The sequence below is a fragment of the Uliginosibacterium sp. sgz301328 genome (genome assembly GCF_041807905.1).
GTDB lineage: Bacteria > Pseudomonadota > Gammaproteobacteria > Burkholderiales > Rhodocyclaceae > JBGVSA01.
In genome coordinates, this window is sequence record NZ_JBGVSA010000001.1 from 157,211 (window position 1) to 182,949 (window position 25,739).

Sequence of the window (25,739 nt, forward strand, 5' to 3'; positions counted from 1 at the left end):
CGCGTCAACGAAAAAAAGGCGGGCAAAGCCCGCCTTCCTCGCTCGTGACGCCATGGACGTTACGTCGGCATGAACTCGCGCACCGATTTGTCGATGCCGCGCAATGCCGCCACATCGAACTGAGTGTCGGCGAGCGCGCCGCGATCCCGACGAGCGCCGTGTGCAGCAATCCCGAAGGCCACGCGGGCGCCACGGAAGCCGGTACGCCTGAGCGCAATGGATTGCCGCGACCGGCGTACAGCCGCTTCTGTGCGATCTTGCAGGGTCGCCGCGCCCCCGGCCCGCATATCGGCCGGCGCGACACCTGTCTCATGCGACGTCGACAGGGATAGTCCGAGAAGACTGCGCACCGCCATGACGACAGACTCGTCGGGCGCCGAGCGCGTCATGACGACCACGCCGGACGGGCCCTGAGCGTGTATGGACTGGCTGCATATCTGCGGAGCCAGCAGCAAGACTCGCCCGCTCACGAGGCAATCGAGCAGCGCGGCGCCCATGCCGCGCAATCCCACGCGACTCCCCTCCTGGTCGACCAAGACCAGGTCGGGCTGGCAGCTTCGCGCCACCCGCAGCGCGTGGGCCGGCGAAACCAGCCCGACGACATCCAGTCCCATGTCTTCCGCCATGGCAGAGAGGCGACTGCCCATCCGCCGATGTCCACCTACGATCAATACCGTTTTCTTGCGCATGTGATGATCCATTCATTGCAACCTATCGTCACCCGTGCGTCATATGCTCAACCGCCTGTGAAACGACTCGGAGAAGGAATCGCAGGGCGGTTTTCGCCCTGCGGTCCGGGAGCAAAATGGTAGCGCCCTGCCTCCGCCAATATTTGGCGGCCATCAAGCGGGTATCGCGCATCAAGACATTGTCATGCCGCAGCGCGAAACGAATCTGAGCTGTGCGCCATACTTGTGTCGGACAAAGCCGATGGCGTTACCACCATCGGCCCATTCGCCCTCAGCGCTTGAGTGCCGTGTCCAGCCAGGTGAAGGCCGCTTCCTGCTCTTCTTGCACGAATACGTGGCCGAGTGTCGACCAGGTCTGGGTCTTGAGCTTGTCGCCCGCGCCCCACGCCGTCCACACCTGCTGCATCTTGGCGTAGGCCGCATCCACCGATGCGGTCGGGAACAGCGTATCGGTGCCTCCATTGAAGAACAGCATCGGCTTGGGCGCCGCCAGGCTCGCCACGTCCGGGAAGTCGAGATAACGCAACAGCCCCGGATGCATCATGTTGAAAGCGGACTGGCCCTTGAGCTGATTGTTGCCCGGCACCATCAGGCCGTCGGTGGTCGCCATCCAGCACACTGCAACGCCGGCTGCGATCTTGTCGGAGAGCGCTGCCAACTGCCACGCACGGAATGCCCCCATCGAGAAGCCGACTGCCGCGATGCGATTGACATCCACCTGCGGTTGGCTGGCCAGGAAGTCGGCCGCGCGCACGTCTTCGCGCGCCATCAGCCCGCCGAGCGAATCGCCCAGGTTGTACAGGTTGGCAGCCAGCGCCTGTTGCTGCTCGCCCTGCGTTTGCGTGCCGACGGCGGTATAGCCGCCACGGTCTCCCCAGCCCAGCGCATCGACGGCCAGCACCACGTAGCCACGCTTGGCGAGCTCGTCGCCGACAAAGCGATCGCTGAAGTACTTATTGCTCCAGGCGGTCGCAGAACTCAGGCGCGTGGCGTCTCCCCACGGCTTGATGAGCTTTTCCTTGCCGATGTCGAACTTGCCGCCGTGGTCGTGCAACAGCACTGCGGCCGGGAACGGGCCGCTGCCCTTGGGCACCAGCATGAGGCCCATGACACGGCTGTCGGCGGTCAGGTTGAACACCACCTTGCGCGACCAGTACGTGCCGTTGTCCTGCTCATCGATCACCACCGGGTTGAAGGCGGTCTTGTCGTTGTCATCGAGGATGAGTTCCTTGACCTTGGCCTTGCCGGCGGCGCGCCACGCGGCCATGTCGGTCGTGCCGGATTTCCATGCCATGGGGAAGGTCAGGCGGTCCTTGAGCCTCTGGTAGAACACCGGCAGGTTGTTCGGCGCAGCCGATGTCGCGGCAATGATGCCGGAGGTCTGGTAGCTCGCGTCAGCGGGCGCGCTGCTGGAACTGGACATGGATATGCTGGATGCGGAACTCGAGGAACTGACCGCCACGCTGCTCAACGAGCTGCTGCTGGAAGCGGCCGCCTGAGATTGTGCCGGTTTGTCGTCGTCGCCGCACGCGGCGAGAGAAACCATCAGTGCGGCCGTCAGCACGCACAGCTTGAAAGGGTGATGCATTGCCATTGTCTCCTGTCATTTTTCTTGGCGGGATGTACCCGGGGCGGCCCACGACGTCCGGTTGCGGACGCGTCGCCCCGCTCCGAAATTTGAGCAAATGTGGGAGGGGAAATCCTGATCGGCATTGCGCTTTTTCGGATCATCGACTGGCAACCGTCATCGGCGGTCGATGTTCGGTCGGACGGCGTGCCACCAGTGGCGCCGCCGGGATTTCCGGTGACATTGAATCCGGGCGATCCGGCGTCCACCGAACAGTCATTCGTCATTCACGGAAAAAGCACACGTGCAAACAAGCGATTCATTTGTTCGCCAGATCGTTAAAAAGCGTTCCGTCTGATACCCAAGTAGTTTCATTTGTAACATCATGCCGACAGACCCAGTTAGCAGGAAGCTAACCGTAAGAATTTGGGCTCGCCGCTCCGAACACTCTGATCCGCGCATGAATACCCTCTCGAAAACTCAGAGTTTCCGCAGGACCTGACTCGAAGTTCGGCCACTGCGGTCGGGACATTCGGTCCATATGCTTCCGCTCATTCGGTATCCGCAGTTAAAGAACTCTCACTTTCGATGGTTGAGTGCGGACGACACATGAGCCGCAGAGAACTCAGCCGTGGAGCAAGAGATGAACACGCACTCATCAAGCCTGGTGACGGCGGCCGTGGCGCGCACGCGCCAGTTGCCCGTCCGATGGCCGCCGCGCAGCACGCGCCCGTTCTTGCCGGCGTGCGCACGTTGCGCCCGCTTCGACGCGCGCACCAGCCGAACGCTGTGGCTCCTGTGGGCGACGCTGGGCTGGGCCGGCGCACACCGTCTGTACATGGACAAGGTCGCCAGCGGTCTGGCCGTGTTGATCGGGGCCATGCTGCTGGCGCTGGGCCAAGCCTGGCGCCCTGCCCTGATCGGTGCGGCGGCGCCGGCGGTCGCCGCCACGGGCTTGCCGTGGGCCGTCACTGGGGCGCATGTGCTGCTCGCTGTGCTCGATGCAGGCGTACTGGGGCTGATCGCCCTCTGGCTATTCGATGTCGCCAACGTACGCCACTGGGCGCGCCAGCTCGAACGCAACGCGTCGACCGAAGCACAGGTGCCAAGACATCCGCTGTGTCATATCGAATGTCGCTCGGAATGTGCCGTACACCGCGCCGATGCCACGCTGCGCGGCCGCCGCGCATGAACGCCAACACCAGGAGCGGTGGCCAATCGTCGCCGCGCCGGTTGAACGACCGCCTCGCCGCGGTCCGCTTTTAGAGAAAGGAACGCCGCCATGGAACCGCATATGGCTCATCAGCAGAAGACTGTCGTCATCATCGATGACCACCCGAGCATGCAGCGCGCGCTCAAGGACGTGCTGGAAGAAGACAGCACGCTCAACCTCAAGGTGCTCGGGATGGCCGCGGACGGCATGGCCGGTCTGAACATGGTGCGCGACCTGCGTCCCGACCTCGTCATGCTGGACCTGAACCTGCCGCACCTGGACGGCCTCAGCGTGGTATGGCGCGTGCGCCAGCTGGAACTGAATACAGCCATCGTGGTGTTCTCTGGCCTGGACGCGCGCGTCTATGCGCGCAAGGTCATGGAGGCCGGCTGCAACGGCTTCATCAGCAAGACGATGGAGCCGCAGGACATCATTGCCACTGTACGCACGGTGCTGGCGGGTTTTACCTGCTTCCCGCAGATCAGCACGCCGGCCTACGCCAGCAACGGCAGCGATCGCGGCATCGATGCGCTCACGCGCCGCGAACTGGCCGTCATGCTGGGCCTTGCGCGCGGCAGCAACAACCGCCAGTTGGCCGACGAACTGCACATCAGCGAGAAGACGATCAGCACCTACAAGGGGCACATCCTGCAAAAACTCGGGCTGGGCAACATCGTCGACATCGTCAACTACGCGAAGATGCACGGGCTGGTGGACTGAGCCAGCATGCCGACACCACCTCGCGCCCTTCGTTACTGCACGGCCGTCGCCATCGCTGCGCTGTGCGTGAGCGCGACGACGATGCTGGCCGGCACACGCGGAGCGGTCCATTTGGCGATCATGACATCGGGTGCCAGTCTTGCGCTCGGGACGCTGCTGGCCGTCGTCATCGCCGGCCTGGCGCTCGGCTGGGCCTTGCTGTTGTGCCGTGAAGTGCGCCGACGCAAGCAGATGGAAAGCGATCTGTTGCGGCAATTGGGCTTCCAGCAGGCGTTGATGGACAACATGCCCGTGCCGCTCTTCATGCGCACCGCCGACGGCGTCATGCTCTCCTGCAACCAGGCGTACCTGGACTGGCACGACACGACCGCCGACGAGGTGATCGGCACCGACCTGCAATGGCTGTCTCGCTTCGTCTCGCCGGCCATCGTCGAAGAAGCCCTCTACCGTCCAGTCATCCAGGAAAAGCGCAGCACCGTCAGCGAGGTCACCACCGTCATCAATGGCAAGCCGCGCCCCGCCTATGTATGGGCAGCTCCGTTCGCGGGGCCGCAGGGCGAACTCCATGGCGTGGTCGGTGGCCTGCTCGACATCGGCGAGCGCATCCTGCTCGAAAACGATTTGCGCCATGCGCGCGACGCGGCCGAAGCGGCCCGCATCGAAGCCGTGCGAGCCAACCAGGCGAAATCGCGTTTCCTCTCTAATGTCAGCCACGACATGCGCACGCCGCTGAACGTCATCATCGGCATGCTCGACCTGGAACTGAGCGGCGCGAATTCAACGCTCGAAGAGCGCCAGAACACGCTCGAAACCGCGCAGGAATCCGCCAGGCAATTGCTTGGCCTGATCGACGACATGCTCGATCTGGCCAAGATCGAGGCCGCCGGCCTCACGCTGTCGCCAACGCCCGTGCATCTGGGCGAACTGCTCGGCCGCGTCGAACGCGTGTTCGGCGCCACGGCGCGCCACAAGGGCCTGGTTCTGCAAACGGATTTTCAGGGCGTGGATGTGTGGATCAGCCTCGACGGGCTGCGCCTGTGGCAAGTGCTGGGCAACCTGCTGTCGAATGCCATCAAATTCACCGCCCGTGGTTATGTGCGGCTATCGGTCGAAGTGCGGCCGCGCGGAGACGATTTTTTCGCCACGTTCTGTGTGGCCGACAGCGGTATCGGCATAGCGCCCGAAGAGCAGGCCACGATCTTCGAACCTTTCACGCAGGCCAGTCATTCAGCGCACGGGCAGTTCGGTGGCACCGGGCTCGGGCTGGCGATCTGCAAGCAGCTTTCCATCCTGATGGGCGGCGATATCCGGCTCGACAGCGATCCGGGCATCGGCACTCAAGTGTGGGTGGGACTGCCGCTCAAGCACAGCGCCCCGGCCGAAAGCGGGCGGCCGAACGAGACAGACCGCATGCCGCAAAGCGGACTGCGCGTGCTGATCGTGGACGACCATCCTTCAAACCGCAGGATCATGCGCACGCAATTCGAGCAACTCGGCTGCTCCGTCGCCGAAGCCGACAATGGTCTGGCAGCCTTGGAACGATGGCACCAGGAACGTTTCGACGTCCTCGTCACCGACTGGTCCATGCCGCGCATGGGCGGAGCCGAACTCATGACAGCGGTACGGCGTGCCGAAGCCGGCCACGACAGGCATACGACCCTCCTGTGCCTGACGGCGCATGTCGAGCGCGAGATCGCCGCAGAGGCAATGCGCTGCGGTGCGGACCTCAGTCTTGTCAAACCCGTCACGCGCGACCAATGGCGCGCTGTGCTGGCGCAACTGCACCCGGCGCACCCGACAGCCGCCGCACCGCTTCACGCCGAGTTGCGGCTCGACGCCGAGCTCGTCGCTTCGATACTTCATCACCACGCCCAAGACCTGATCGCAGCGCAGAACGACTTCGCCCATGGTGACTATGCAGCGCTGGCCGAGCGTGCCCACCACATGAAAGGGCCGCTCCAGTTCACGCACTGCCGCAATGCCGTCGAACTGTGCGAAGAACTGGAAGCGTTCTGTGACGAACAGGCTGATCCAGACGTCATCGGCGACGGACTGCAACGCCTGATCGACGCTACCGACGAAATCCGGCGCACGCTGTCCGATGGCACGGGATCATCACCCGGGTGGCCGGCGACAACGCCCTTCGCCTGACGCCACGCCGCGCACCTCGACGTGGCGCGTCACGGGCCAGCCCCACGGCGCCCATCTTGCTGCGTCGATGTTCTCCGAATTTTTCCTTGACGAGCTTCAATCCGGGCACTACTTTACCAATACGTTAATTAACCTATAGGTTTAGTCATGCCCGCCGACCCACTCAGCGCCACGTTCTCGGCGCTGGCCGACCCGACCCGCAGGGCCATTCTTGCCCGCCTGTCGCTGGGAGAGACCTCGGTCAAGGAGCTGGCAGAACCCTTTGACATGAGCCTGCCCGCGGTGACCAAGCACCTCAAGGTGCTGCAGCGCGCGGGGCTGATCACGCAGGGACGCCAGGCGCAGTGGCGGCCCTGCCGGCTCGAGGCCAAGCCCTTGCAGGACGTGGCCGACTGGCTGGAGCAATACCGTCGATTCTGGGAGGCGCGTCTGGATCGCCTCGAAGAGTACCTGCGCGAGCTGCAAGCCATGGAGAAGAACGATGAGCGAACCGACGACGAGCGCTGAGCCGGACCTGATTGCCCCCATCTCCGACGGCCCCGACGAAGCCAGCGTCTCACGCGTGCTCGACGCACCTCGCGAACGCGTCTTCGCCATGTGGACCGACCCGGCCCACGTGACGCACTGGTGGCGGCCGGAGGGCTTTCGCAGCGTAGTGTGCGAACGCATGGACGTACGGCCCGGCGGCGGCTTCGAGTTCCGCATGCATCACGAGAACGGCAACGAGTACCTGAGCCGCAACACATATATCGAGGTCGTACCGCCCGTCCGTCTCGTCTATGACGAAACTTGCTACGAGAACGGCACCGCCTTTCATCAGGCACGGATGACGATCCGCTTCGATGATCTGGGCAGGCGCACGCGACTGATCATCCACGGCCATTTCACCTGGCTGCCGGGGCGCGATCCGCGCTGGACGATCGACGCCATGAAGGCCGGCTGGACTGGCGGCTGGAAAGACAACCTCGACCTGCTCGTACAGTACCTCGCCACGCTCTGAGCGGCCACCCTGGCGCCATCCGCGCCCCACTGCAGCACCTGTTTCACGCATCGCCGGCCGGCCTCGCGCCGCCTCATGGAGAGAAGGCATGAACACAGTAGCGCCTGCTTTTGCTTACCTGGATGGCGACTTTGTCGTCAGCCGTCATTTCGACGCCCCGCGCAGCATGGTCTGGCAGGCTTGGTCGGAAGTCGAGCGCCTCGCCCAATGGTGGGGCCCGAAGGGCTTCTCGATGCGCCATGCCAGCGGAGAGTTCCGGCCGGGCGGCATGTTCCACTACGGCATGGTCACGCCCAATGGCCAACTGATGTGGGGACGCTTCATCTATGGCGAGATCGACGCGCCCTGTTCGCTGGAATACACCGCGTCGTTCTCCGACGAACAAGGCGGCATCACCCGTCATCCGGGCATCGCGGTATGGCCGATGGAAGTCTTCACGCGGCTCACCTTCGACGATGACCGCGACGGCACCGTCGTCGCCCTGCGCGGTAAGGCCGTGCGGTGCAACGCGACCGAACGCGCCGCATTCCGCAGCAGCTACGAGGGCATGAGCCAGGCCTTCAACGCGACGTGGAACCAGCTCGCCGCCTACCTTGCAAAAGAACAGGCGCTGCAGTTTTCGCGGCGCTGACCGGAGCCCACCATGTCCGCCCAGCAAACCACCCACGAAGCCATCACGTTGACCTGCGTGCGCGAATTCGACGCGCCGCGCCGACTCGTCTTTGAAACCTGGGCCACGCCCGAACACCAACGCCATTGGCGTGCCCCCGTGGGCCAGACGGTGCTCTCGTTCGATGCCGACTTTCGTCCCGGCGGCGCCTACCGCATGCGCATGAGGTCGGCGGCCGGCGTGGAGCGCAGTCTTTCCGGTGTCTATCGCGACATCATCGAACCCGAACTCATCAGCTTCACCTTCGCCTGGGAAGGCGACTCCGCGCCCGCCAACCTGGTGACTGTCACCTTCGAAGCCATCGGCACCCGCACCCGCCTGACGCTACGGCAAACGCCATTCGTGACGGTGGAAGCGCGCGACGCCCACGCCGTCGGCTGGGGCAGCGCCTTCGATCGCCTCGCCGAACACCTGACGACAAGGAAGCACTCATGAACCACAGAGCAGACCACGACATGTTCGCCGGCAAGACCGCCGAACTCATCATCCGGCGCAGCTTCGACGTAGCGCCGGCCTACGTATTCGATGCGTGGCTCGACCCCGGCACGCTGGGCAGGTGGCTGTTCGCCACGCCCGAAGGTCAGATGAAAACGGTGGAAGTAGACGCCCGCGTAGGCGGCAGCTTCCGCGTCGCCGAACAACGCGGCGAAGTGCTGGCCGACCACGTCGGCACCTATCTCGAAATCGACCGTCCGCATCGTCTCGTATTCACCTTCACCTACCACGGCGAAGGCGAACGTACGCCAGCTTCGCTGGTGATACTGGACTTCGTCGCCACCGGCACGGGTTGCGAGCTGACACTCACGCACCGCATGGACGCAAGCTTCGAGAGCTGGCTCGACAAAGTGCGCGAAGGTTGGACGGGCATTCTCGGCGGCCTCGCGGCCAACGTCGCCACCGAACGCGACTTTGTCATCACACGCGAGATCGATGCGCCGCGCGACGCCGTATTCCGCGCCTGGACCGAACCGCAGCGACTCACCCGCTGGTGGGGCCCGGAGTGCTTCATCAACCCGATCTGCGAGATCGATCTGTCCGCGGGCGGCCGGCATTACATCGTCATGCGTTCGCCGGATGGCACCGACTACCCGTGCAAAGGCAAGTACCTCGACATCTTCCCGCCCAAGCGACTTCTCATGACAATGGACTGCAGCGAGCACCCTGCGGCCTGGCACGACATGGTGGACCCGCAGCGCGGCGACAACCCGAACCCGGCCGGAGAAATCGTCGAAGCGGTGCTGCTCGACAAGCTCGACGACAAGCGCACGCGCATCACGGTGCGCCTGCGCTTCAAATCGGTCGCCGTTCGTGACGCGCTGGAACGCATCGGCATGCGCGCGGGCTGGTCTCAGAGCTTTGACCGCCTGCAGCGCATGATGCAGGCCTGACGCGCAGAACGATCAGCACACAACAAACAACAGAGAGAGCTCAAAAATGTCAGCGTCCCCGCTCCACGAATCGGTACACGACGGCAAGACCGAAACGCACGTCGTGCTCACCCCGCCTTCGCACCATGAGATCGTCATCGCCCGCGTGCTCGAAGCGCCACGCGAACTGGTATTCCGCGCCTGGACCGACCCACGGCAGCTCGCGCAATGGTGGGGCCCACATGGATTCATCTGTGCCGACAGCCATGTCGATCTGCGCCCCGGCGGCCGCTTCCGGCTCGACATGCAAGGGCCGGACGGCCTGGCCTATCCGTGCGAAGGCATCTATCACGAGATCACGCCGCCCGAACGCATCGTGCTGGGCGGCATGCTCGACGACCGCGACGCGTGCGGCTGCGGCATTCCGCCGAATGGCCGCGTAACGATCACATTCGCGGCGCTGGCCGAACGGCTCACACGGCTGACCATCACCGCCCGCCTGCCCTCGCGCGAGTCTTGCGACATCGTCGTGCAGCACGGCTTCGGGCTGGGCTGGAGCCAGGCGCTCGAACGCCTCGAAGCGCAACTGGCCAGAGCGCAATGATGTCCGCGCTGCGCGTCTCCAAGCTCACGGCCGCGGTGCTGGCGGTAGTGATCGTCGCGGTACTGCTCTTTGCGCTGACCAAGCCGAAGATGTTCGTCGTGCAGCGCACGATCGTCATCCACGCACCGGCCGAGAAGATCTTTCCGCTCATCGACGACTTTCACAACTGGGCCGCATGGTCGCCCTATGAACACCTCGATCCCGCCATGAAACGCAGCTTCACCGGTCCACAACACGGCGAAGGCGCCAGCTACGCGTGGGACGGCAACAGCAAAGTCGGCGCGGGCATCATGCGCATCGCGAAATCCTCACCGCCTGCGCACCTTGCGATCGATCTGCACTTCGAGCGGCCCCTGGACAGTCGCAACGTCGCCGAATACACACTGGGCGCCGCGCCTGAAGGTACGCGCGTGACGTGGTCGATGGAAGGTCCGAACCCGTACATCGCCCGCGTGATGCAGGTGTTCTTCGACGCTGAAGGCATGGTCGGCAAGGATTTCGAGGCGGGCCTGGCCAAGCTCAAGACAATCGCCGAGGCCCCGGAAGGCCGCAGCATCGACACGAGACAAACGCCATGAACACACGCCACCACACGGCGCTCGCGCCCGACATCGGCGCGGACCGCAAGATCGTCCTCACGCGCCTGCTCGAGTTTCCTCGCGAAAAAGTCTTCCGCGCCTTTACCGAGGCCGAGCACGTCGCGTGTTGGTGGGGGCCGGATGGCTTCACCAACACCATCATGGCGATGGATGTGCGCCCGGGTGGCACGTGGCGATTCGTCATGCATGGGCCGGACGGCACGGACTACCCCAACCGCATCGTGTTCACAGAGGTCGATCCGCCATCGCGGCTCGTCTACGAACATGGTGGCGACAGCGAGCCGTTCCGCGCCGACTTCAACGTGGTCGTCACCTTCGACACGGTCGGCAACGCCACGCGGCTGACGATGCAATTGATCTTCCAAACGGTCGAGGACTGCGAGCGCGTCAAATCCTTCGGCGCGGTCGAAGGCGGCCGCCAGACGCTCGAACGCCTCGCCCGTCACCTATCCGGCATGTAAGCCGACACAGCTTGCACGCCCCACCCCGCCGCGCCGCGGTCAGCAGATCGGCAGGCGCGGCACCCTGTACGCGAAAGGACTCACCATGATCGTTCAACCGTACCTGTTCCTCGAAGGCCGCTGCGAAGAAGCGCTGGATTTCTACACCAGGACGCTCGGGGCCAAAGTCACGATGAAGATGCGCTACGACGAAGCGCCCGAAGCGCCACCGCCCGGCATGCTCCCGCCGGGTTCCGAAAAGAAAGTGATGCATTCGGCATTCACCATCGGAGACTCGCTGATCATGGCAAGCGACGGCTGCGTGGCGGGCGAACAGGCATTCAAGGGATTCTCGCTGTCGATCACCGCCGACAGCGAGCAGCAGGCGCGCCAGATGTTCGAGGCGTTGAGTGAAGGCGGCACGGTCAAGATGCCGATGAACAAGACCTTCTGGTCGCCCTGCTTCGGCATGCTGGAAGACAAGTTCGGCATCGGCTGGATGATTGGTCTGAACCCGGCCTGATACCGCCATGGCTGTGCGGGCCATCATTCGGCCCGCACGCGCTGCTTCAGACTTTTTTCAGGAAGCACGCCTTGAGCATGAACGCGCCGGCGTCGGTCTTGCAGTCGACTTCGTGATCGCCGCCGACGAGACGGATGCTCTTGATCTTGGTGCCTTGCTTGAGGGTGATCGAAGACCCCTTCACCTTGAGATCCTTGATCAGCACCACTGCATCGCCGTTGTTGAGGACGGTTCCGTTGGAATCGCGCACGACGTCTTCGGCCTCGGCCACTGCCGCCTCTTGCGGCGACCATTCGTGACCGCAATCGGCGCAGACATAGTTATCGCCATCCGGGTAGGTGTTTTCCATCGCGCAGATGGGGCACGGGGGAATCTGAGACATGTTGGAAAGCCTTATCAAAAGAAAAACGCGGCATCGCTGCCGCGTCCGGATGGTATCGACTCACGTCGTCCCACCTTGTCGACCGGATCAGATCGGAGCGGATTGACACAATCCGTTGCCCACTCCGATCGTCACGCATCTCATTTTGCCGGCAGCAGCGCTGTCGGCTTGAGCTTTTGCGGCAAGGCGCCGCCCTTGCGGGCACGCTTGCCACGGCAGGCTTCCAGCGCCGCACCCTTGAGCGTGAACTCGATCGGCTTGCCACCTCGCACGCCAGTGCCCTGCACGAGCAGTTCGTCTGTCGGTGGGCAGGCCACGGCGACGAGTTCTTCCTTCTCGTCCAGACCCATGACGATCATCCCGCGACCGCGCGGCATGATCTTCATTTCGGCGCGCGGGAAGTACAGCAAGCGACCATTGGCCGACAGCGCCGCCAACCACTCGCCTTCGATGCGCGCCGGCACCAGGACGGACTCGCCCTCTTCCATCGTCATGAACGCCTTGCCCGCACGCTGGCGGCTGACCAGCTCGGACAACTGCGTGATGAAGCCGTAGCTGCCACTGCCGGCGAAGAAGTACGACGACTCTGGGTCATCCGACATCGCCACGGCGACGCGTGCGCCGCTTTGCAGCTCGATGAGCGTGGTCACCGGCACGCCGTCCCCACGCCCGCCCGGCAGATCGGTGATGCGGATGGAATACGCGCGACCCAACGTATCGAGAATGATCAACGGCCATGCCGTGCGCGTTTCGATCACGGCAAAGCCCGCGTCGCCGCTCTTGTACGTCAGGCTCTGCGGATCGACGCCGTGCCCCTGGCGCGTGCGGATCCAGCCGTTCTTCGACAGGATCACCGTCACAGGCTCGTCGATCACCGGTGCCTCGGTCGGCACGATGGCGGCAGCGGCTTCGATCAGCGTTCGGCGGTCGTCGCCGTATTTCTTGGTGTCCTCGGCGATTTCCTTGAGGATCAGGCGCGTCATGGCATTGCGATTTTCCAGCAGGTCCGTCAGCGTGGCACGCTCGTCGCGCAGGCCCGACAGCTCCTTCTCGATCTGCAGGTATTCCAGCCTGGCCAACTGACGCAGGCGGATTTCAAGGATGTCTTCGGCCTGCATTTCGGACAGGTCGAAGCGCGCCATCAGTTCCGACTTCGGTTCATCAGACTCGCGGATGACCTTGATGACCTCATCGATGTGCAGCCATGCCGTCTGCCGGCCTTCGAGAATGTGGATGCGGCGCTCCACCTGCCCCAACCGATGCCGCGTGCGGCGCTCGACGGTCACGTAGCGGAAATCGATCCACTCCAGCAGCAGCGTCTTGATGCCCTTCTGGCCCGGGCGGCCGTCGCGGCCGACCACGGTGAAGTTGAGCGGCACGGACGACTCGAGGCTGGTGTGCGCCAGCAGCACGCGCATGAGTTCGTCGGGCTCCTGCGTGCGCGTCTTGGGTTCGAGCACCAGGCGCACGGGTTCCTTGTCGGACGATTCGTCACGCGCGGCGTCGAGCACGCTCAGCACGAGTGCCTTGGCGTTCTTCTCATCCTGCGTGATTTCTTTCTTGCCCGTCTTGGGCTGCGGGTTGGTGACCGCTTCGATTTCGGACAGTACCTTGGCCGCCGACACACCGTGCGGCAACTCCGACACGATGATGCGCCACGCGCCGCGCGCGAGCTGCTCCAGGCGCCAGCGCGCACGCATGCGAACCGAGCCGCGTCCGCTCTCGTAGGCGTCGCGCAGCACGTGGTCCGGCGAAATGATCTGGCCGCCGCCGGGGAAGTCCGGCCCCGGCAACAGTGCGCGGATATCCTCCAGCGACGAGTCCGGCTTTTTGATCAGCAGCGTGGCGGCGGCTGCGACTTCGCGCAGGTTGTGCGGCACGCATTCGGTCGCCATGCCCACCGCGATGCCCGAGGCGCCATTGAGCAGCAGCATCGGCAGGCGTGCGGGGAACAGCTTGGGCTCGTCGAAAGCGCCGTCGTAGTTGGGTACGAAGTCGACCGTGCCCATGTCGATTTCCGACAGCAGCAGTTCGGCGATCGGCGTCAGGCGCATTTCGGTGTAACGCATCGCGGCGGCACCGTCGCCGTCGCGCGAACCGAAGTTACCCTGGCCGTCGATGAGCGGATAGCGCAGCGAGAAATCCTGCGCCATGCGCACGGCCGCGTCGTACACCGATTGGTCGCCGTGGGGGTGCAGCTTACCGATCACGTCACCCACCACGCGGGCCGATTTGACCGGCTTGGCATTGGGCGCGAGCCGCATTTCGTTCATGGCGAACAGAATGCGTCGCTGCACGGGCTTCATGCCGTCTTCCACCTGCGGCAGCGCGCGACCGCGCACCACGCTCATGGCGTAAGCCAGGTAGGCACGCTCGGCAAATGCCGCGATCGGCAGATGGTCGTCAGGCAGTTCGGCCAGTGTGGGAGGTTGATCGGGCGGCGGCGGTTCGGCCGGCTCGGCGGCGACCGCTACGGTCGCTTCTTCGTCTTGCCCGAACAGATCGGGCTCGTTGTCTGGATTATTGTCGTGGGGCGTCTGCATGGGCTACAACTGCGGCAGTTCGTTCAAGAGCCGCATTATGGCAGAGCCCGCCCGGCTCGGCAGGGCAGCCGGGCAAATGGAGTCCTGCGCGGCTATGCGGTCGCGCCGCTCACGTCCCTACATGCGGTATTCGCTCTTGTCCAGCCCGTACTTTTTCATCCTCAGATAGAGCTTCTTGCGCGGCACCTTGAGGTATTCGGCCACCTCGTTGATGCGCCCGTCGAAGGCTTTGAGCGCCTCGGCCAGAACCGTGCGCTCGAAATCGTCGAGCCGTTCGTCCAGCGAACGAGGGTCCGCCACAGGCTGCTCGCCGGCCTTGGCGGCGAACGCCTGAAAGCCCACCGCGCAGAGTTCGGCCGCGTGCGCCAGCTCATGGATGTTGCCCGGCCAGGGATGATGGGTCAGCCGCCGCAACATGTCGGGCTTGAGGCGCGGCTGCGGCCGCCCGAGGCGCAGGCAGGCCCGCGCAAGGTAGTGGTCGAACAGATCGGCGATGTCCATCGAGCGTTCGCGCAGCGGGATGAACTCCACCTGCGTGAGGCTGAACAGGCCATACAGCGACGGCAGCATCCGCCCCTCGGCCGCCAGCGTGGATGCCGACTTCTGGCCGGTGGCGATAAGCCGTACCTGCCCGGTGACGTCTTCCATCATCTGCACGAGGCGGCGCTGGGCGTCGTCGTCGAGATGGTCGCAGTTGCGCAACAGGAGCGTTCCGCCCGCCGACGCGCCAACCGCCGCAATGAGTTCGTCGAGACTCTGGCGGGCGGCATTGAGCGCCGTCAGCGGGCCGTCCTTGCGGCCGCTGATCTGATGGACGTAGCGCGCTGCCGTCGAACGGCCGGTACCTGACTCTCCATGGAAGAACAAGGGCAGGTCCGTCTCGGCCAGTTGCCGCAGCGTTACGCGCAGGCGCTCGACCCATCGTCCGCGACCGATGATGTGCTGGTTCAAAACGCCGCGCTGCCAGCGACGGCGCTCGACGACGCCACGCCGCATGCGCAGCGCTTCATGCGCACGGTCGAGCAGATGCGCGGGATCGACGGGCTTTTCCAGAAAATCGAAGGCGCCCCTGCGCACCGCGTCGATCGCCATGGGAACGTCGCCATGGCCGGTGAAAAGCAGCACGGGGAGCTGCGCGTCCAGCCGGAGCAGATCGTCGAGCAGGTTCATGCCGGATTGGCCCGGCATGAAGATGTCGGTAATCACGATACCCTCCCAATCGTCCGGCACCAGCTCTAGCGCACCGAGCGCGTCGGCCATGGCGCGCACGCGAAAGCCCTCCGTTGCCAGCATGTCACGATAGGCGTCGAGCACATCGGCGTCGTCGTCGATGAGCAGCACGTTTTCGTCAGATCCCAGCCTCTGCATCTTGCACACCCCGTAGTTCCAGTATGACCAAAGCGCCGCCCGTCACCGTCGACGCGATCCGCAGCTCTCCGCCGAAGGCTTCCATGATCGATGTGCACACCGAAAGCCCCAGCCCCAGGCCGACCTCCTTGCCTGTCGCGAACGGCTGCAGCAAGCGACCGTGCAGCGCCGGCGACCAGCCCGGTCCGTTGTCGGCCAGCTCGATGACGCAACGGCCATCGCACCGCTGCGCAGTCACGCTTACGCGCAGCGACGCCGGCGTGCCGGCCTGCATGGCGTTGGCGAGCAGATTGACGAACACCTGCTGCAAGCGCACCGAATCGGCCAGCACCATGACGGGCATCGGCGGCAGCGCCAGCGCTTCAACCGGTTCTGCGTATTGAATCGACAGGAGCGACCACGCGTCGAGCGCACACTGGCGCGCATCAACAGCCACCAGCGTCGATGACTGGTCGATGCGGCGGGTGAAGTCGCGCAAGCGACGGATGATCAATGCGGTGCGTTCGATGAGCTGCTGCATGCGCCCGTGGTAAGGGGCGACGCGTTCGACATCGCCCGCTTCGAGCGCGCGCGTGGCGGTGTACAGGTAGGCGCGCAACGCGTTGAGCGGTTGGTTCAGCTCGTGCGCCAGCGTGGTCATGGTCTGCCCGACGACGGCCAGCTTGGCGCTCTGCACCAGTTCGTCCTGCGTCTGGCGAAGGCTCGCTTCGGCCGCGATGCGCTCGCCGACCTCTTCGACGAGACGGGCGTTCTGGTCATTGAGCAATTGCGTCTGACGCTGGACCTCCTGCTCCAGCCACTGGCGGGCCTGCACCTGCGGCGTGACGTCGGCGATCGTCATGATCACGCGATGGCGTCTGCGCTGTGGTGAAGTCCGCAATACAGCCGAAAAGTGCCGGCCGTCGCGGTGGAGTTCCAGATGCTGCTCGCCATCGCGCCAGAGTGGGCTGTCGGCCGCCAGCAGGCACTTCAGCGACTCGCGCCACGATTGCGGCATGAGTTCGGACAGCTCAACGGAGCCTGACGATTGGTCCTCGAACAGCGCACGTGCGGCGGCGTTGACCGACTCGATCCGTCCTTCTGCATCGAGCGTGATGAGTGCCGCCGCCGTATCGTCGATCAGCGTGAGCGCGTTGCTCTCCTCCACCCGCTTGACCATGCGTGCAAAGCGCCGCAACAGGCTGGCAATGCGACCGAGTTCGTCGCGCCCGAAGACGGCCACCGGCGTATCCAGTTCGCCGCGCGACAAGCGCAGGGCGGCCTGCGCCAGCATGCTGAAGCGTCTGAGCAGACGACGCCGGATGTAGAAGTGATTGATGACCAGCAAGAACACGATCGAGGCGGCCATGCTGCCGACGATCAGCGCGCCGCTGGCCCGCGTGATCGACAGCAGCCGCGTGTTCAGACGCTGAAGTTGTTCGCGCCCGCTGCCCACTTCCGCCGCGAGCAGACTGCGCAGGCGTCCCAGCACATCGTCGCGCGCCCCGATCGCCGCCTTGAGCGCCTGGCGCGACCGCTCGCGCTCGCTGAGCAATGCCGGCAATGCCGCGCGGTCCGTACCGATCGCGGAAAGTTGGACGACGATCTGCTGGGCGCCAACCATGCCGGGATACGGCTTTACCTGCCGGATCTGCGCATCCAGCATGCGTTGCAGGCCGGTCAGGTAGCCGACGTGCGCTTCGACTTCCTGCGTTGTACGCGCCGCCAGGAAGCGGAACAGATCTTCGACGACCTGCGCTTCCACGCGCGCCACCGAATTGATCAACTGTCGTTGCCGCTGCAGCGCGCGCAAGGATTGTTCGCTGCGCCGCAATTGCGCGGACTCTCCGCCCCGCGCCACCGCCTCGACCAGCGTCCACTCCTGCCAGCCGATGTCCTGCGCCAACGAAGCGAGCTCTTCGTTGAAGTCAGCGTTGAGCGAGTTGATCCGCTGCGTCGTTTCGAGCAGGTGCTGTTCGGCAACCCGTTCAGAGTCCAGCGCGGCTTCCAGTTCCGCCAGCCGCTGGCGCGCTTCGGCCGTCAGGGCTAGCACGGCCTGCTGCAATGGAGGCGACGCGTGACGGGCTGCGTCATCGATCCCCGACAGGTGCGACACGATCGCGTTGCGCTTGCCGCGCTGACGCTCTTCGGGACTCTCCCGCACGATCTGGTTGAAGTCGCTCGTCAAGGCGTCGAGCGCACGCTCCAGGGACTGGGCGGATTCGATGCGCGGCACCAGGTCGCGCAACGTCAGCGCAAGCTGCTCACGCTGCGAATACCACGCCCACATCGCGGCCGCGCCGGCGAGGACCGTCAGCGCCGTGCTGGCAAGAAACGCCCGCTGCAGGAGCGCGACGATCGAGATGCGGCGCAGACTGATCATGGCAAGGACGACATGATTGCGATGGCCGCCTTGTGCTGCCGTTCGAAGAATTCCAGCCAGCGCACGACTTCAGACTCGCGCGCGCCCGCGCCGTGCTCTTCGGCAAAGCGGCCCACGTATTTCGGGTCCGTCGCCTGAGCAGAGGTGACGGGAACAGCCGTCAGCAAGGCTCGCACGTCGGACAACACACGGCCCGTGCGGGCCTCCGCCGCGTCGAGCTGTCGCCAGTCGTCCTGCAACTGCATCAAGCGATCAGTGATGGCTCGGTCGAAGAGTTCCTGCACCAGTCGCTGGCGAGCGAAAAGCACCCCGTAGTCGAGCGTGGGCTGCGCCAACAGGCGCTTCTGCTGCGCGGCAAGCGGATGCCCGGCCGGCAACAGCGTGACCGGGTACTTGCCCGTGGCTGCGTCGGCAAATGCCTCCTGCCCTTTCTGGCTCAACAAAAAAGCGATGAAACGCTCGGCCTCTGCCTTGTTGCGACTGGCTGCCGAGATGGCAATGTAGGTCGGCGCGCTGGTGAAATTCTGAAAGTAACGGAACGCCAACGGCTTGGCAGGAATCAGCACATTGGCATAGTTGTCGATGACCGGACCGGCCGCACCGACGCCCGTTTCGATGTAATGAGACACGCCGAAGCTGCGCGACGAGATTGTCGACAGATTGCCGCCGATACCCATCAGCAAGGCCCATCCCTTGGCCCAGCCGCGTTGCTGGAGAATGGTCTCGACCATCAGCAGATTGGTGTCGGATCGGGACGGCGTGCTCATCACCACCAGCCCGCGCAGGCGCCGATCGGCCAGTGCGTCCCACGTCGCCGGCAGTGACACGCCGGCCTGCCGCAGACGTTCGCGGTGACTCAGCACGCCGTAGCCCGACAGGGCCACGACCGAGGTGGTCTCGCGCAGGAAAGCCGGCAGCAGGCGCTCGCTTTGCGCCACGCGCGGAATCGGGTTCGAGGCGAGAACGCCGGCCGCGGTCATTTGCTGGAACAACACCGGAGACGAACTCAGGATCAGGTCGATCCCCTCCGCTTCGGGTTGCTGCATCGCGCGCAGCAAGGCGCCACTGGTGCGATTGACCGTGCGTACCGTCTTGCCGTCCTGCGCGGCCCACACGCTGATCAAATGTGCGGTGGCCGACGGTGAGAACGTCGTGCCGATCACAAGCTCGGCCCGCGACGACGCGGCTGACAACGCGACCACCACGCACGCCAGCGCCTTGTGTCTCCATGTACTTCTCTGCATATGCCTCGCGCTCCTCCGACGCACACGTGGGGCCCTTGTGGACGAGATACCGGTGTGCGCAGCGCAGGCAATCCGATGCTCGTTCCAAAGGCTCTCCTCTGGCCACCAATATCTCCGAGTCGGGCGCATACAACTCAGATTCACGCCGACACATTGACCTTGCTCAACACATTCATGAGCCGCCGAATCCGTTGCGCAGCGTCAACCGATGCATGCCACTGACCCAATGCGACCACGCCCACGGTCGACCGCATTTCGCGCGGGTTGCTGGCGACTCAAAATCCGCGCACCCCGTCTCCGGGTTGTGTCACGCCTGACTCAAAACAGCCATTTGCCGCGCACGCGGCGCACGGCCATCGTGCGTCGCACGGCTTCACGGTTTGAACAGGCTCGCGAGAGCGAGCCCCGGATGGCAGACAAGCAACGAGGAGACAACTGTATGTTCAAGAAGACACTGTGCGTACTGGCCTGCGGCATGGCACTGGGCACGTTCGCGGGCGCGGCCAGCGCCGCGGAAGAACTCATGATCTACACGTCGATGAAGGAGTCGCTCATCGGCAGGATCAAGGATGCCTTCGTGAAGAAAAACCCCGGCATCAAGGTCGATTACCAATCCGCCGGCGCCGGCAAGCTGATGGCGAAGATCGCCACCGAACGCCAGTCGGGCCGCATCATGACCGATCTGTTGTGGACCAGTGAAGTGCCCGACTTCTATCACATGAAATCGGAAGGCTTGCTGGAAAAATACAGCTCGCCGGAACTGAAGAACGTGGTCAATCCGCTGCCGGATTACGACGGTTCGTTCACCGCCGTGCGCCTGGGCACCTTGGGCGTTGCCTACAACACCCGCTACATCAAGACCGCCCCAAAGACCTGGAAGGATATTTCGGGCCCCGCGTACAAGGGCGCGTTCGGCATCGCCAATCCGGCGCTCTCCGGAACGTCGTACATGAGCGTGCAACTGCTCGTCGATGCGTTCGGCTGGGACTACATCAAATCGCTGAAGGCCAATGGCGCGAAGGTCGGCAAGGGCTCCGGGCAGGTTGTCGACGACACCGCGTCGGGTGACCTGGTGGGCAGCCTCGGCGTGGACTACATCGTCAGCGACAAGATCGAGAAAGGCGCCACGATGGCGCTGGCATATCCGCCGGAGATGCTCGTGATCCCGAGCCCGGTCGCCATCATCAAGGGCACCAAGAATCTGCCCGCCGCGCAGAAATTCGTCGACTTCCTGCTGTCGGCCGAGTGCCAGGAGATCATCGCGCAGGAAGGCACCGTGCCGGTCCGCAAGGGCGTCAAGGCAGCCGTCAAGGGCATTCCCACCGCGGAAGAAGCCCAGGCGCGCGCCATGAAGATCGACTACGTGAAGATCATCAACGCCAAGGAAGCAACCATCAAGCAGTTCAACGAGGTCATGCAGATCCGCTGACGGCGCCCGCCGCACCTGCCGGGCGCTATGCGTCTGGCAGGTGCCCTTCCATAGGAACCTGGAACACGGTTGGCGCCTTCGAGGGCCAACACTCATGAAGTTCCATCGTGCTCCGGGTTCCAAATGCGGCCGCAGGTGCCGCGCCGCCCAAGATGGTGCTTCGACATGGCTGATATCGCACTCCAGGGCGTGAGCAAGGCTTACGCCGGACACTCCGTACTACAAGACCTCGATCTGACAGTCCAGCATGGTGAGTGCTTCACCTTGCTGGGCCCGTCGGGTTGCGGCAAGACCGTACTTCTGCGGCTGATCGCGGGTTTCGAGAACCCCGACTCCGGCTCGATCCACATCGGTGGCAAGGAAGTCTCCAACTCTGCCCACCGCGTCAGCGTTCCGCCTGACCAGCGCAACCTCGGGGTCGTCTTCCAGGACTACGCCGTGTGGCCGCACATGACGGTATTCAACAACGTGGCCTACCCACTGAAGATCGCCAAAGCCTCGCAGCAGGAATTGCGCGAGCGCGTCACCGATAGCATCCGACAGGTCAACCTGGTCGGTCTGGAGGAGCGTCTGCCCTCCCAACTGTCGGGCGGACAGCAGCAACGCGTTGCGCTGGCGCGCGCGCTCGTCGCCAAGCCTTCGTTGATGTTGCTGGACGAACCGCTCAATAACCTCGATGCCAACCTGCGCGAAGAAATGCGCTTCGAGATCAAGTCGCTGCAGCGGCGCCTGGGCATCACGATCCTGTATGTCACGCACGATCAGGAGATCGCGCTGGCACTCTCCGATCGCATCGGCATCATGGACAAGAACGGCGTCATACGGCAGGTCGGCACGCCCGAGGAGATCTTCGAGCGCCCGGTCGATGAGTACATCTTCCGCTTTCTTGGCATGACGAACTTCCTGAACGCCAGCATCGACGCAAACGGCATCAAGGTGGGCGAGCACTCCATTCCCCACGCCCGATTGGCAATCCCCGACGATCGCAAGGCGGGTCCGGTAAGGATGGGTTTCCGCCCTTCCGACGTGATGCTCTCGCGTGGCGGGGAAGGCATTCCTGGCGTGGTGCGCCGGGCGAGCTTCCTGGGTGCGATGACCGATTACCTGATCGAGATCGATGGCCAGAGCCTGCGCACGCAGATCGAGACTCACGAAGCGCTGGGGCGCGATCTGCTGTTCCAGGATGGCGAATCCTGCAGGGTCGCCCTGAGGTCCGCCCATTGGTTCGACGCCTGAGGAAATGAAGATGAAGCACTCACTCAATCGTTCCCGCGGCTTCGGCACCGCCGAGGTCATCCTGACAGTCGCCATCGCAGTGCTTGTCGTGGTGGTGGTGGTCCCTGTCGTCCTGATTTTCTTCAACGCATTGTGGGTGGACGGCAAGTTCAACGCCGCCGATTTCGTGCGCGTGCTCTCCGAGCGCGACACCTACATGGCACTGGGCAACTCTCTGTTCATCGCCACCGGCGTCACCTTGATATCCACGACCCTGGGCACCTTCTTCGCGTGGCTGGTCACGCGCACCGATCTGCCATATAAGCGGCTCATGAAGGGGATGTTCCTGATCCCGTTCATGCTGCCCTCCTTCATCGGCGCATTGGCGTGGAAGATGCTGCTGTCGCCGCGCGCGGGCTACATCAACCGCCTGCTGATGGATTCGGGGCTCACCGACGGGCCGGTGTTCAACTGCTACACCTACGCCGGCATCATGATCATCGAGTCGATGTATCTGTTCCCGTTCGTGTTCATCCAGGTGTCCGGCGCGCTCGAACGCATGGACCCGACGCTGGAAGAATCCGCCCGCATCTCCGGTGCGGGCCTCTTCACCATCACGCGCAAGATCACCATCCCGTTGGTGCTGCCGAGCGTGATCTCGGGCGCGCTGCTGATCATGCTTTACTCGATGGCGCACTTCGGCACGGTGGCCGTGCTGGGCATCGAGAACGGCATCTACAACATCCCCACGCTGATCTACGAGCGCATCCACCAGAGTGCGGGCAGTTTCGAGTCGATCCGCACCGGGACGGTGCTGGCGTCGGTGCTGGTGGTGACCGCGGCGCTGATCATCTGGCTGCAGCGGCGCGTGCTGGACAAGGGCAAGTACCAGATCATCGGCGGCAAGAGCTTCCGGCCGCTGGAGATCAAACTGCGCAAGTTGCGCATGCCGATGTTCATTCTGTGCATCGTCTACATCGCCATCACGATCGTGCTGCCCACGGTGACGATCTTCCTCGTCGGCGGCCTCAAGACCTATGGCCTGCCATTCACGTGGGAGAACCTCACGCTGCACAACTACAGCTTCATCCTGTTCGACTGGCAGCTCACGCGCGACGCAATCTGGAACAGCATATCGCTGGGCCTGGCTTCGGCCGCCATCGCGATGTTTGCCGGCGTGATGATCTCGTACGTCATCGTCAAGATGAAGGTGCGCGGCAAGGGCATCCTGGAATTCCTGGGCATGCTGCCTTTCTCGGTCCCGGGCTCGGTCATCGCGCTCGGCGTGATCCTGGCGTGGAGCGGCAAGTTCGGCATCAACCTGTACAACACGGTCGGCATCATCCTGGTGGCCTACGTGGCGCGCTACATGGCGTTCTCGCTCAAGGCCAACTCGGCCGCGCTGGAACAGGTGCATGACTCGCTCGTCGAAGCCGCCCGCGCGTGTGGTGCGTCGATGTGGCAGGCACTCAAGGACATTGTCATTCCACTGGTACGCCCGGGGATGCTGGCGGCGTTCTTCCTGATCTTCCTGCCGGCGCTGCGCGAGCTGACCGTCTCGGTCATGCTGTACGGGCCAAGCACCCGCACCATCGGCGTGGCGATCTACACCCTGAGTGAAGACGGCGAGACCGTCTATTCCGCTGCGCTGGCCGGCATCGCGCTGATCATCATCGTGCTGGGCCAGACCTTCATCGATCGGTTTGCCAACAAGGCGAAGGCGAAATAGGAGAGCCACCATGTCATATATCCGCCTTGTCAACGTGACCAAGCGCTTCGGCAATGTCACCGCCGTCGACAATCTCAATCTGGAAATCGCCAAGGGCGAGTGTTTCTCGATGCTGGGCCCTTCGGGCTGCGGCAAGACCACCACGCTGCGCATGGTGGCCGGTTTCGAAGACCTCGACGACGGTGAGATCCACGTCGGTGATCGGCTGCTGTCGTCACGCCGCACGAACCACTACGTGCCGCCGGAAAACCGTGACTTCGGCATGGTGTTTCAGGCCTTTGCAGTGTGGCCGCACCTGTCGGTGTACGAGAACGTGGCATTCCCGCTGCGGCTACGCAAGTTGCCGGCCGCGGAAATCGAAAACCGCACGCGCGATGCGCTGCGCCACACCAATCTGATGGATGTGGCGGCGGGCAGTCCGAGCGATCTTTCAGGTGGCGGCAAGCAGCGCGTGGCGCTGGCGCGCGCGCTGGCGATCCAGCCCGACGTGATGCTGCTCGACGAGCCGCTGTCCAGCCTCGACCCGCACCTGCGCGAAGAGATGCGATTCGAGATCAAGGATCTGCAACGGCATTACGGATTCTCGATCCTGTACGTCACGCACGATCAGTCGGAAGCCATGGCACTGTCCGACCGCATCATGGTGATGAAGCTCGGCGTCGTGCAACAGGTGGGGACACCGCTGGAGGTCTATACGCGGCCGGCCAACAAGTTCGTATTCAGCTTCATCGGGCTGTCGAACTTCATCGACATCGACATTGCTGCAAGCGGCTTCTCGCTCGGGGGCATTGCCATTCCGCACAGCGCGGTCGCGACACCCTTGCCCGACAGACTGCTTGGCGCCCCACGAGCAACATTGGCGTCGCGTCCGTCGGAGATCGACTTCGTCAGCGAGGGCGGTCTGCCCGGCACGGTCACGCGCCGATCGTACCTGGGCGAGACGACGGACTACCTCGTCGAATGCGGAGGGCATGCCTTGCGCGTGCAGAAGACCCGCAACTCGCCGGGGCCACGCGAAGGCGAGAACTGCCAGGTTGTCTTCCGGCAACCGCACTGGTACGCGACGGACGAGTAAGTCGCCATTCAATGTCGATTCAGGCATCGCCATTGCTGTCCGCCGTTGCGGCGAGCGGCAATGGCGCGGCATTCGAATTGGCTCGTTTCGCGCCTTGCTGCCACTTCGGTGCACCTCCCGTCACACGAAGGGATCGATGACCCGCACACCGGCTTGATGGAAATCGGTCATGTTGCGCGTGACAACCGTCAGATCGTGGATCAGCGCGATGGCCGCAATCTGCTTATCAATGGGATTCTGGTTGTTCGGCGACATCAATCGCCCCCAGACTTGTGCCGACCCGGCATCAAAATCAAAAATCCTGTCGGAATAGTCCTGGAGCACCGAATCCAGCCACCGTTCCAGTTTCTGCGCTTGCACCGTATCGCCGCGAGCCTTGATTCTCTCAACGCCCTGCCGCAGTTCTCCGATCGTCTGCACAGCAACGTACATATGCGCTTCATCGGCGTTCTTTTTGAAGAATCCGAGCACGCCGCGATGCGCGCTTCACCCTTTGCGGGCCTCGCTGATAACGTTCGTGTCGATCAGAAACAAACCTCACCTCGCCCGCGCAAAATCCGCGTCACCAACGTTGGGCATACTGGCCAGGACGTCGGCAACGGAGCGACGAGGCGGCTTCTGCAATGCGGCTTTCAGGATTTCTCGATGCTCTGCTTCTGCACTTCGGCCATGCGCGGCAGCGCGCTGTTTGAGCGCACGCGTCAAGTCCTCGTCGACATTTCTAACGACCAGATTGGTTGCCATGATTGCTCTCCCTGAATGATCCATCCACCAGACGCTCCAGGCGACGCACACAATGAATAAAGCCCTCGGCGCACGGCGCTCGAGGGCTTCGTGTTGAGCGTTCAT

The 25,739-nt window shown here is 63.8% G+C and carries 25 protein-coding genes; 16 read left to right on the forward strand and 9 right to left on the reverse strand.

Annotation, left to right across the window (positions count from 1 at the left end; translation table 11 throughout):
- Positions 1-59: 59 nt before the first annotated feature.
- Both ACDA63_RS00700 and ACDA63_RS00705 read right to left on the reverse strand, forming a co-directional pair.
- Positions 60-689: a hypothetical protein gene (locus ACDA63_RS00700; RefSeq protein WP_373661229.1), complete on the reverse strand. Its 630-nt coding sequence runs from the start codon at positions 687-689 to the stop codon at positions 60-62.
- 271 nt (positions 690-960) lie between these two features.
- A complete protein-coding gene (locus ACDA63_RS00705) occupies positions 961-2,277 on the reverse strand; it encodes a dienelactone hydrolase family protein (RefSeq protein WP_373661230.1) in 1,317 nt (438 codons plus the stop codon).
- Between the two features lie 622 nt (positions 2,278-2,899).
- Between ACDA63_RS00705 and ACDA63_RS00710 the strand changes: the two genes are divergently transcribed.
- The 12 genes from ACDA63_RS00710 (at position 2,900) to ACDA63_RS00765 (ending at position 11,543) form a co-directional block, all read left to right on the forward strand.
- On the forward strand, positions 2,900-3,448 hold the full coding sequence (locus ACDA63_RS00710; RefSeq protein ID WP_373661231.1) for a TM2 domain-containing protein: 549 nt from the start codon (positions 2,900-2,902) through the stop codon (positions 3,446-3,448).
- Positions 3,449-3,538: 90 nt separating this feature from the next.
- Positions 3,539-4,189: a response regulator gene (locus tag ACDA63_RS00715; protein ID WP_373661232.1), complete on the forward strand. Its 651-nt coding sequence runs from the start codon at positions 3,539-3,541 to the stop codon at positions 4,187-4,189.
- A 6-nt stretch (positions 4,190-4,195) separates the two neighbouring features.
- Positions 4,196-6,340, forward strand: coding sequence for an ATP-binding protein (locus ACDA63_RS00720; protein ID WP_373661233.1), 2,145 nt, complete (start codon positions 4,196-4,198; stop codon positions 6,338-6,340).
- Positions 6,341-6,487: 147 nt separating this feature from the next.
- Complete coding sequence (locus tag ACDA63_RS00725; RefSeq protein WP_373661234.1) at positions 6,488-6,847, forward strand: ArsR/SmtB family transcription factor; 360 nt, start codon at positions 6,488-6,490, stop codon at positions 6,845-6,847.
- Positions 6,822-7,340, forward strand: coding sequence for an SRPBCC domain-containing protein (locus tag ACDA63_RS00730; protein WP_373661235.1), 519 nt, complete (start codon positions 6,822-6,824; stop codon positions 7,338-7,340). The genes ACDA63_RS00725 and ACDA63_RS00730 overlap by 26 nt, the downstream gene beginning before the upstream one ends.
- A gap of 88 nt (positions 7,341-7,428) precedes the next feature.
- Complete coding sequence (locus tag ACDA63_RS00735) at positions 7,429-7,971, forward strand: SRPBCC domain-containing protein (RefSeq protein WP_373661236.1); 543 nt, start codon at positions 7,429-7,431, stop codon at positions 7,969-7,971.
- 12 nt (positions 7,972-7,983) lie between these two features.
- A complete protein-coding gene (locus ACDA63_RS00740) occupies positions 7,984-8,445 on the forward strand; it encodes an SRPBCC domain-containing protein (protein ID WP_373661237.1) in 462 nt (153 codons plus the stop codon).
- Entirely contained in the window at positions 8,442-9,398 is a 957-nt protein-coding gene (locus ACDA63_RS00745) for an SRPBCC domain-containing protein (RefSeq protein WP_373661238.1), read from the forward strand. Before ACDA63_RS00740 ends, ACDA63_RS00745 begins: the two co-directional genes overlap by 4 nt.
- Before the next feature lie 46 nt (positions 9,399-9,444).
- Positions 9,445-9,981 carry an SRPBCC domain-containing protein gene (locus ACDA63_RS00750; protein WP_373661239.1) on the forward strand — a complete coding sequence of 179 codons (537 nt, stop codon included), beginning with the start codon at positions 9,445-9,447 and terminating at the stop codon, positions 9,979-9,981.
- On the forward strand, positions 9,978-10,559 hold the full coding sequence (locus ACDA63_RS00755) for an SRPBCC family protein (RefSeq protein ID WP_373661240.1): 582 nt from the start codon (positions 9,978-9,980) through the stop codon (positions 10,557-10,559). The genes ACDA63_RS00750 and ACDA63_RS00755 overlap by 4 nt, the downstream gene beginning before the upstream one ends.
- Positions 10,556-11,041: an SRPBCC family protein gene (locus ACDA63_RS00760; protein ID WP_373661241.1), complete on the forward strand. Its 486-nt coding sequence runs from the start codon at positions 10,556-10,558 to the stop codon at positions 11,039-11,041. Before ACDA63_RS00755 ends, ACDA63_RS00760 begins: the two co-directional genes overlap by 4 nt.
- An 85-nt stretch (positions 11,042-11,126) precedes the next feature.
- The gene (locus ACDA63_RS00765; RefSeq protein WP_373661242.1) at positions 11,127-11,543 is read left to right on the forward strand and encodes a VOC family protein; all 417 of its coding nucleotides are present in this window, start codon (positions 11,127-11,129) and stop codon (positions 11,541-11,543) included.
- Between the two features lie 46 nt (positions 11,544-11,589).
- Here the strand turns inward: ACDA63_RS00765 and ACDA63_RS00770 are convergent, their stop codons facing one another.
- From ACDA63_RS00770 to ACDA63_RS00790, 5 genes are all read right to left on the reverse strand, one after another.
- The gene (locus tag ACDA63_RS00770; RefSeq protein WP_373661243.1) at positions 11,590-11,925 is read right to left on the reverse strand and encodes a zinc ribbon domain-containing protein YjdM; all 336 of its coding nucleotides are present in this window, start codon (positions 11,923-11,925) and stop codon (positions 11,590-11,592) included.
- A 140-nt stretch (positions 11,926-12,065) separates the two neighbouring features.
- Positions 12,066-14,468, reverse strand: coding sequence for a DNA topoisomerase IV subunit A (gene parC / locus ACDA63_RS00775; protein ID WP_373661244.1), 2,403 nt, complete (start codon positions 14,466-14,468; stop codon positions 12,066-12,068).
- A 117-nt stretch (positions 14,469-14,585) separates the two neighbouring features.
- Positions 14,586-15,836 (reverse strand): sigma-54-dependent transcriptional regulator, encoded by a 1,251-nt coding sequence (locus ACDA63_RS00780; RefSeq protein WP_373661245.1) that lies wholly within the window; start codon positions 15,834-15,836, stop codon positions 14,586-14,588.
- Positions 15,817-18,198: an ATP-binding protein gene (locus ACDA63_RS00785; RefSeq protein ID WP_373661246.1), complete on the reverse strand. Its 2,382-nt coding sequence runs from the start codon at positions 18,196-18,198 to the stop codon at positions 15,817-15,819. Before ACDA63_RS00785 ends, ACDA63_RS00780 begins: the two co-directional genes overlap by 20 nt.
- The gene (locus tag ACDA63_RS00790) at positions 18,195-19,442 is read right to left on the reverse strand and encodes an ABC transporter substrate-binding protein (protein ID WP_373661247.1); all 1,248 of its coding nucleotides are present in this window, start codon (positions 19,440-19,442) and stop codon (positions 18,195-18,197) included. The genes ACDA63_RS00785 and ACDA63_RS00790 overlap by 4 nt, the downstream gene beginning before the upstream one ends.
- A gap of 439 nt (positions 19,443-19,881) precedes the next feature.
- On the opposite strand from ACDA63_RS00790, the gene ACDA63_RS00795 reads away from it, so the two are divergent.
- The 4 genes from ACDA63_RS00795 (at position 19,882) to ACDA63_RS00810 (ending at position 24,890) form a co-directional block, all read left to right on the forward strand.
- Positions 19,882-20,871 carry an ABC transporter substrate-binding protein gene (locus ACDA63_RS00795; RefSeq protein WP_373661248.1) on the forward strand — a complete coding sequence of 330 codons (990 nt, stop codon included), beginning with the start codon at positions 19,882-19,884 and terminating at the stop codon, positions 20,869-20,871.
- A 165-nt stretch (positions 20,872-21,036) separates the two neighbouring features.
- Positions 21,037-22,107, forward strand: coding sequence for an ABC transporter ATP-binding protein (locus ACDA63_RS00800; protein WP_373661249.1), 1,071 nt, complete (start codon positions 21,037-21,039; stop codon positions 22,105-22,107).
- A 10-nt stretch (positions 22,108-22,117) separates the two neighbouring features.
- The gene (locus tag ACDA63_RS00805) at positions 22,118-23,815 is read left to right on the forward strand and encodes an ABC transporter permease (protein WP_373661250.1); all 1,698 of its coding nucleotides are present in this window, start codon (positions 22,118-22,120) and stop codon (positions 23,813-23,815) included.
- Between the two features lie 10 nt (positions 23,816-23,825).
- The gene (locus tag ACDA63_RS00810; RefSeq protein ID WP_373661251.1) at positions 23,826-24,890 is read left to right on the forward strand and encodes an ABC transporter ATP-binding protein; all 1,065 of its coding nucleotides are present in this window, start codon (positions 23,826-23,828) and stop codon (positions 24,888-24,890) included.
- Between the two features lie 120 nt (positions 24,891-25,010).
- Here ACDA63_RS00810 and ACDA63_RS00815 read toward each other — a convergent pair whose 3' ends face one another.
- Together ACDA63_RS00815 and ACDA63_RS00820 are read right to left on the reverse strand one after the other, a co-directional pair.
- Positions 25,011-25,322, reverse strand: coding sequence for a type II toxin-antitoxin system VapC family toxin (locus tag ACDA63_RS00815; protein WP_373661379.1), 312 nt, complete (start codon positions 25,320-25,322; stop codon positions 25,011-25,013).
- Positions 25,323-25,427: 105 nt separating this feature from the next.
- On the reverse strand, positions 25,428-25,739 hold the full coding sequence (locus ACDA63_RS00820; RefSeq protein WP_373661252.1) for a hypothetical protein: 312 nt from the start codon (positions 25,737-25,739) through the stop codon (positions 25,428-25,430).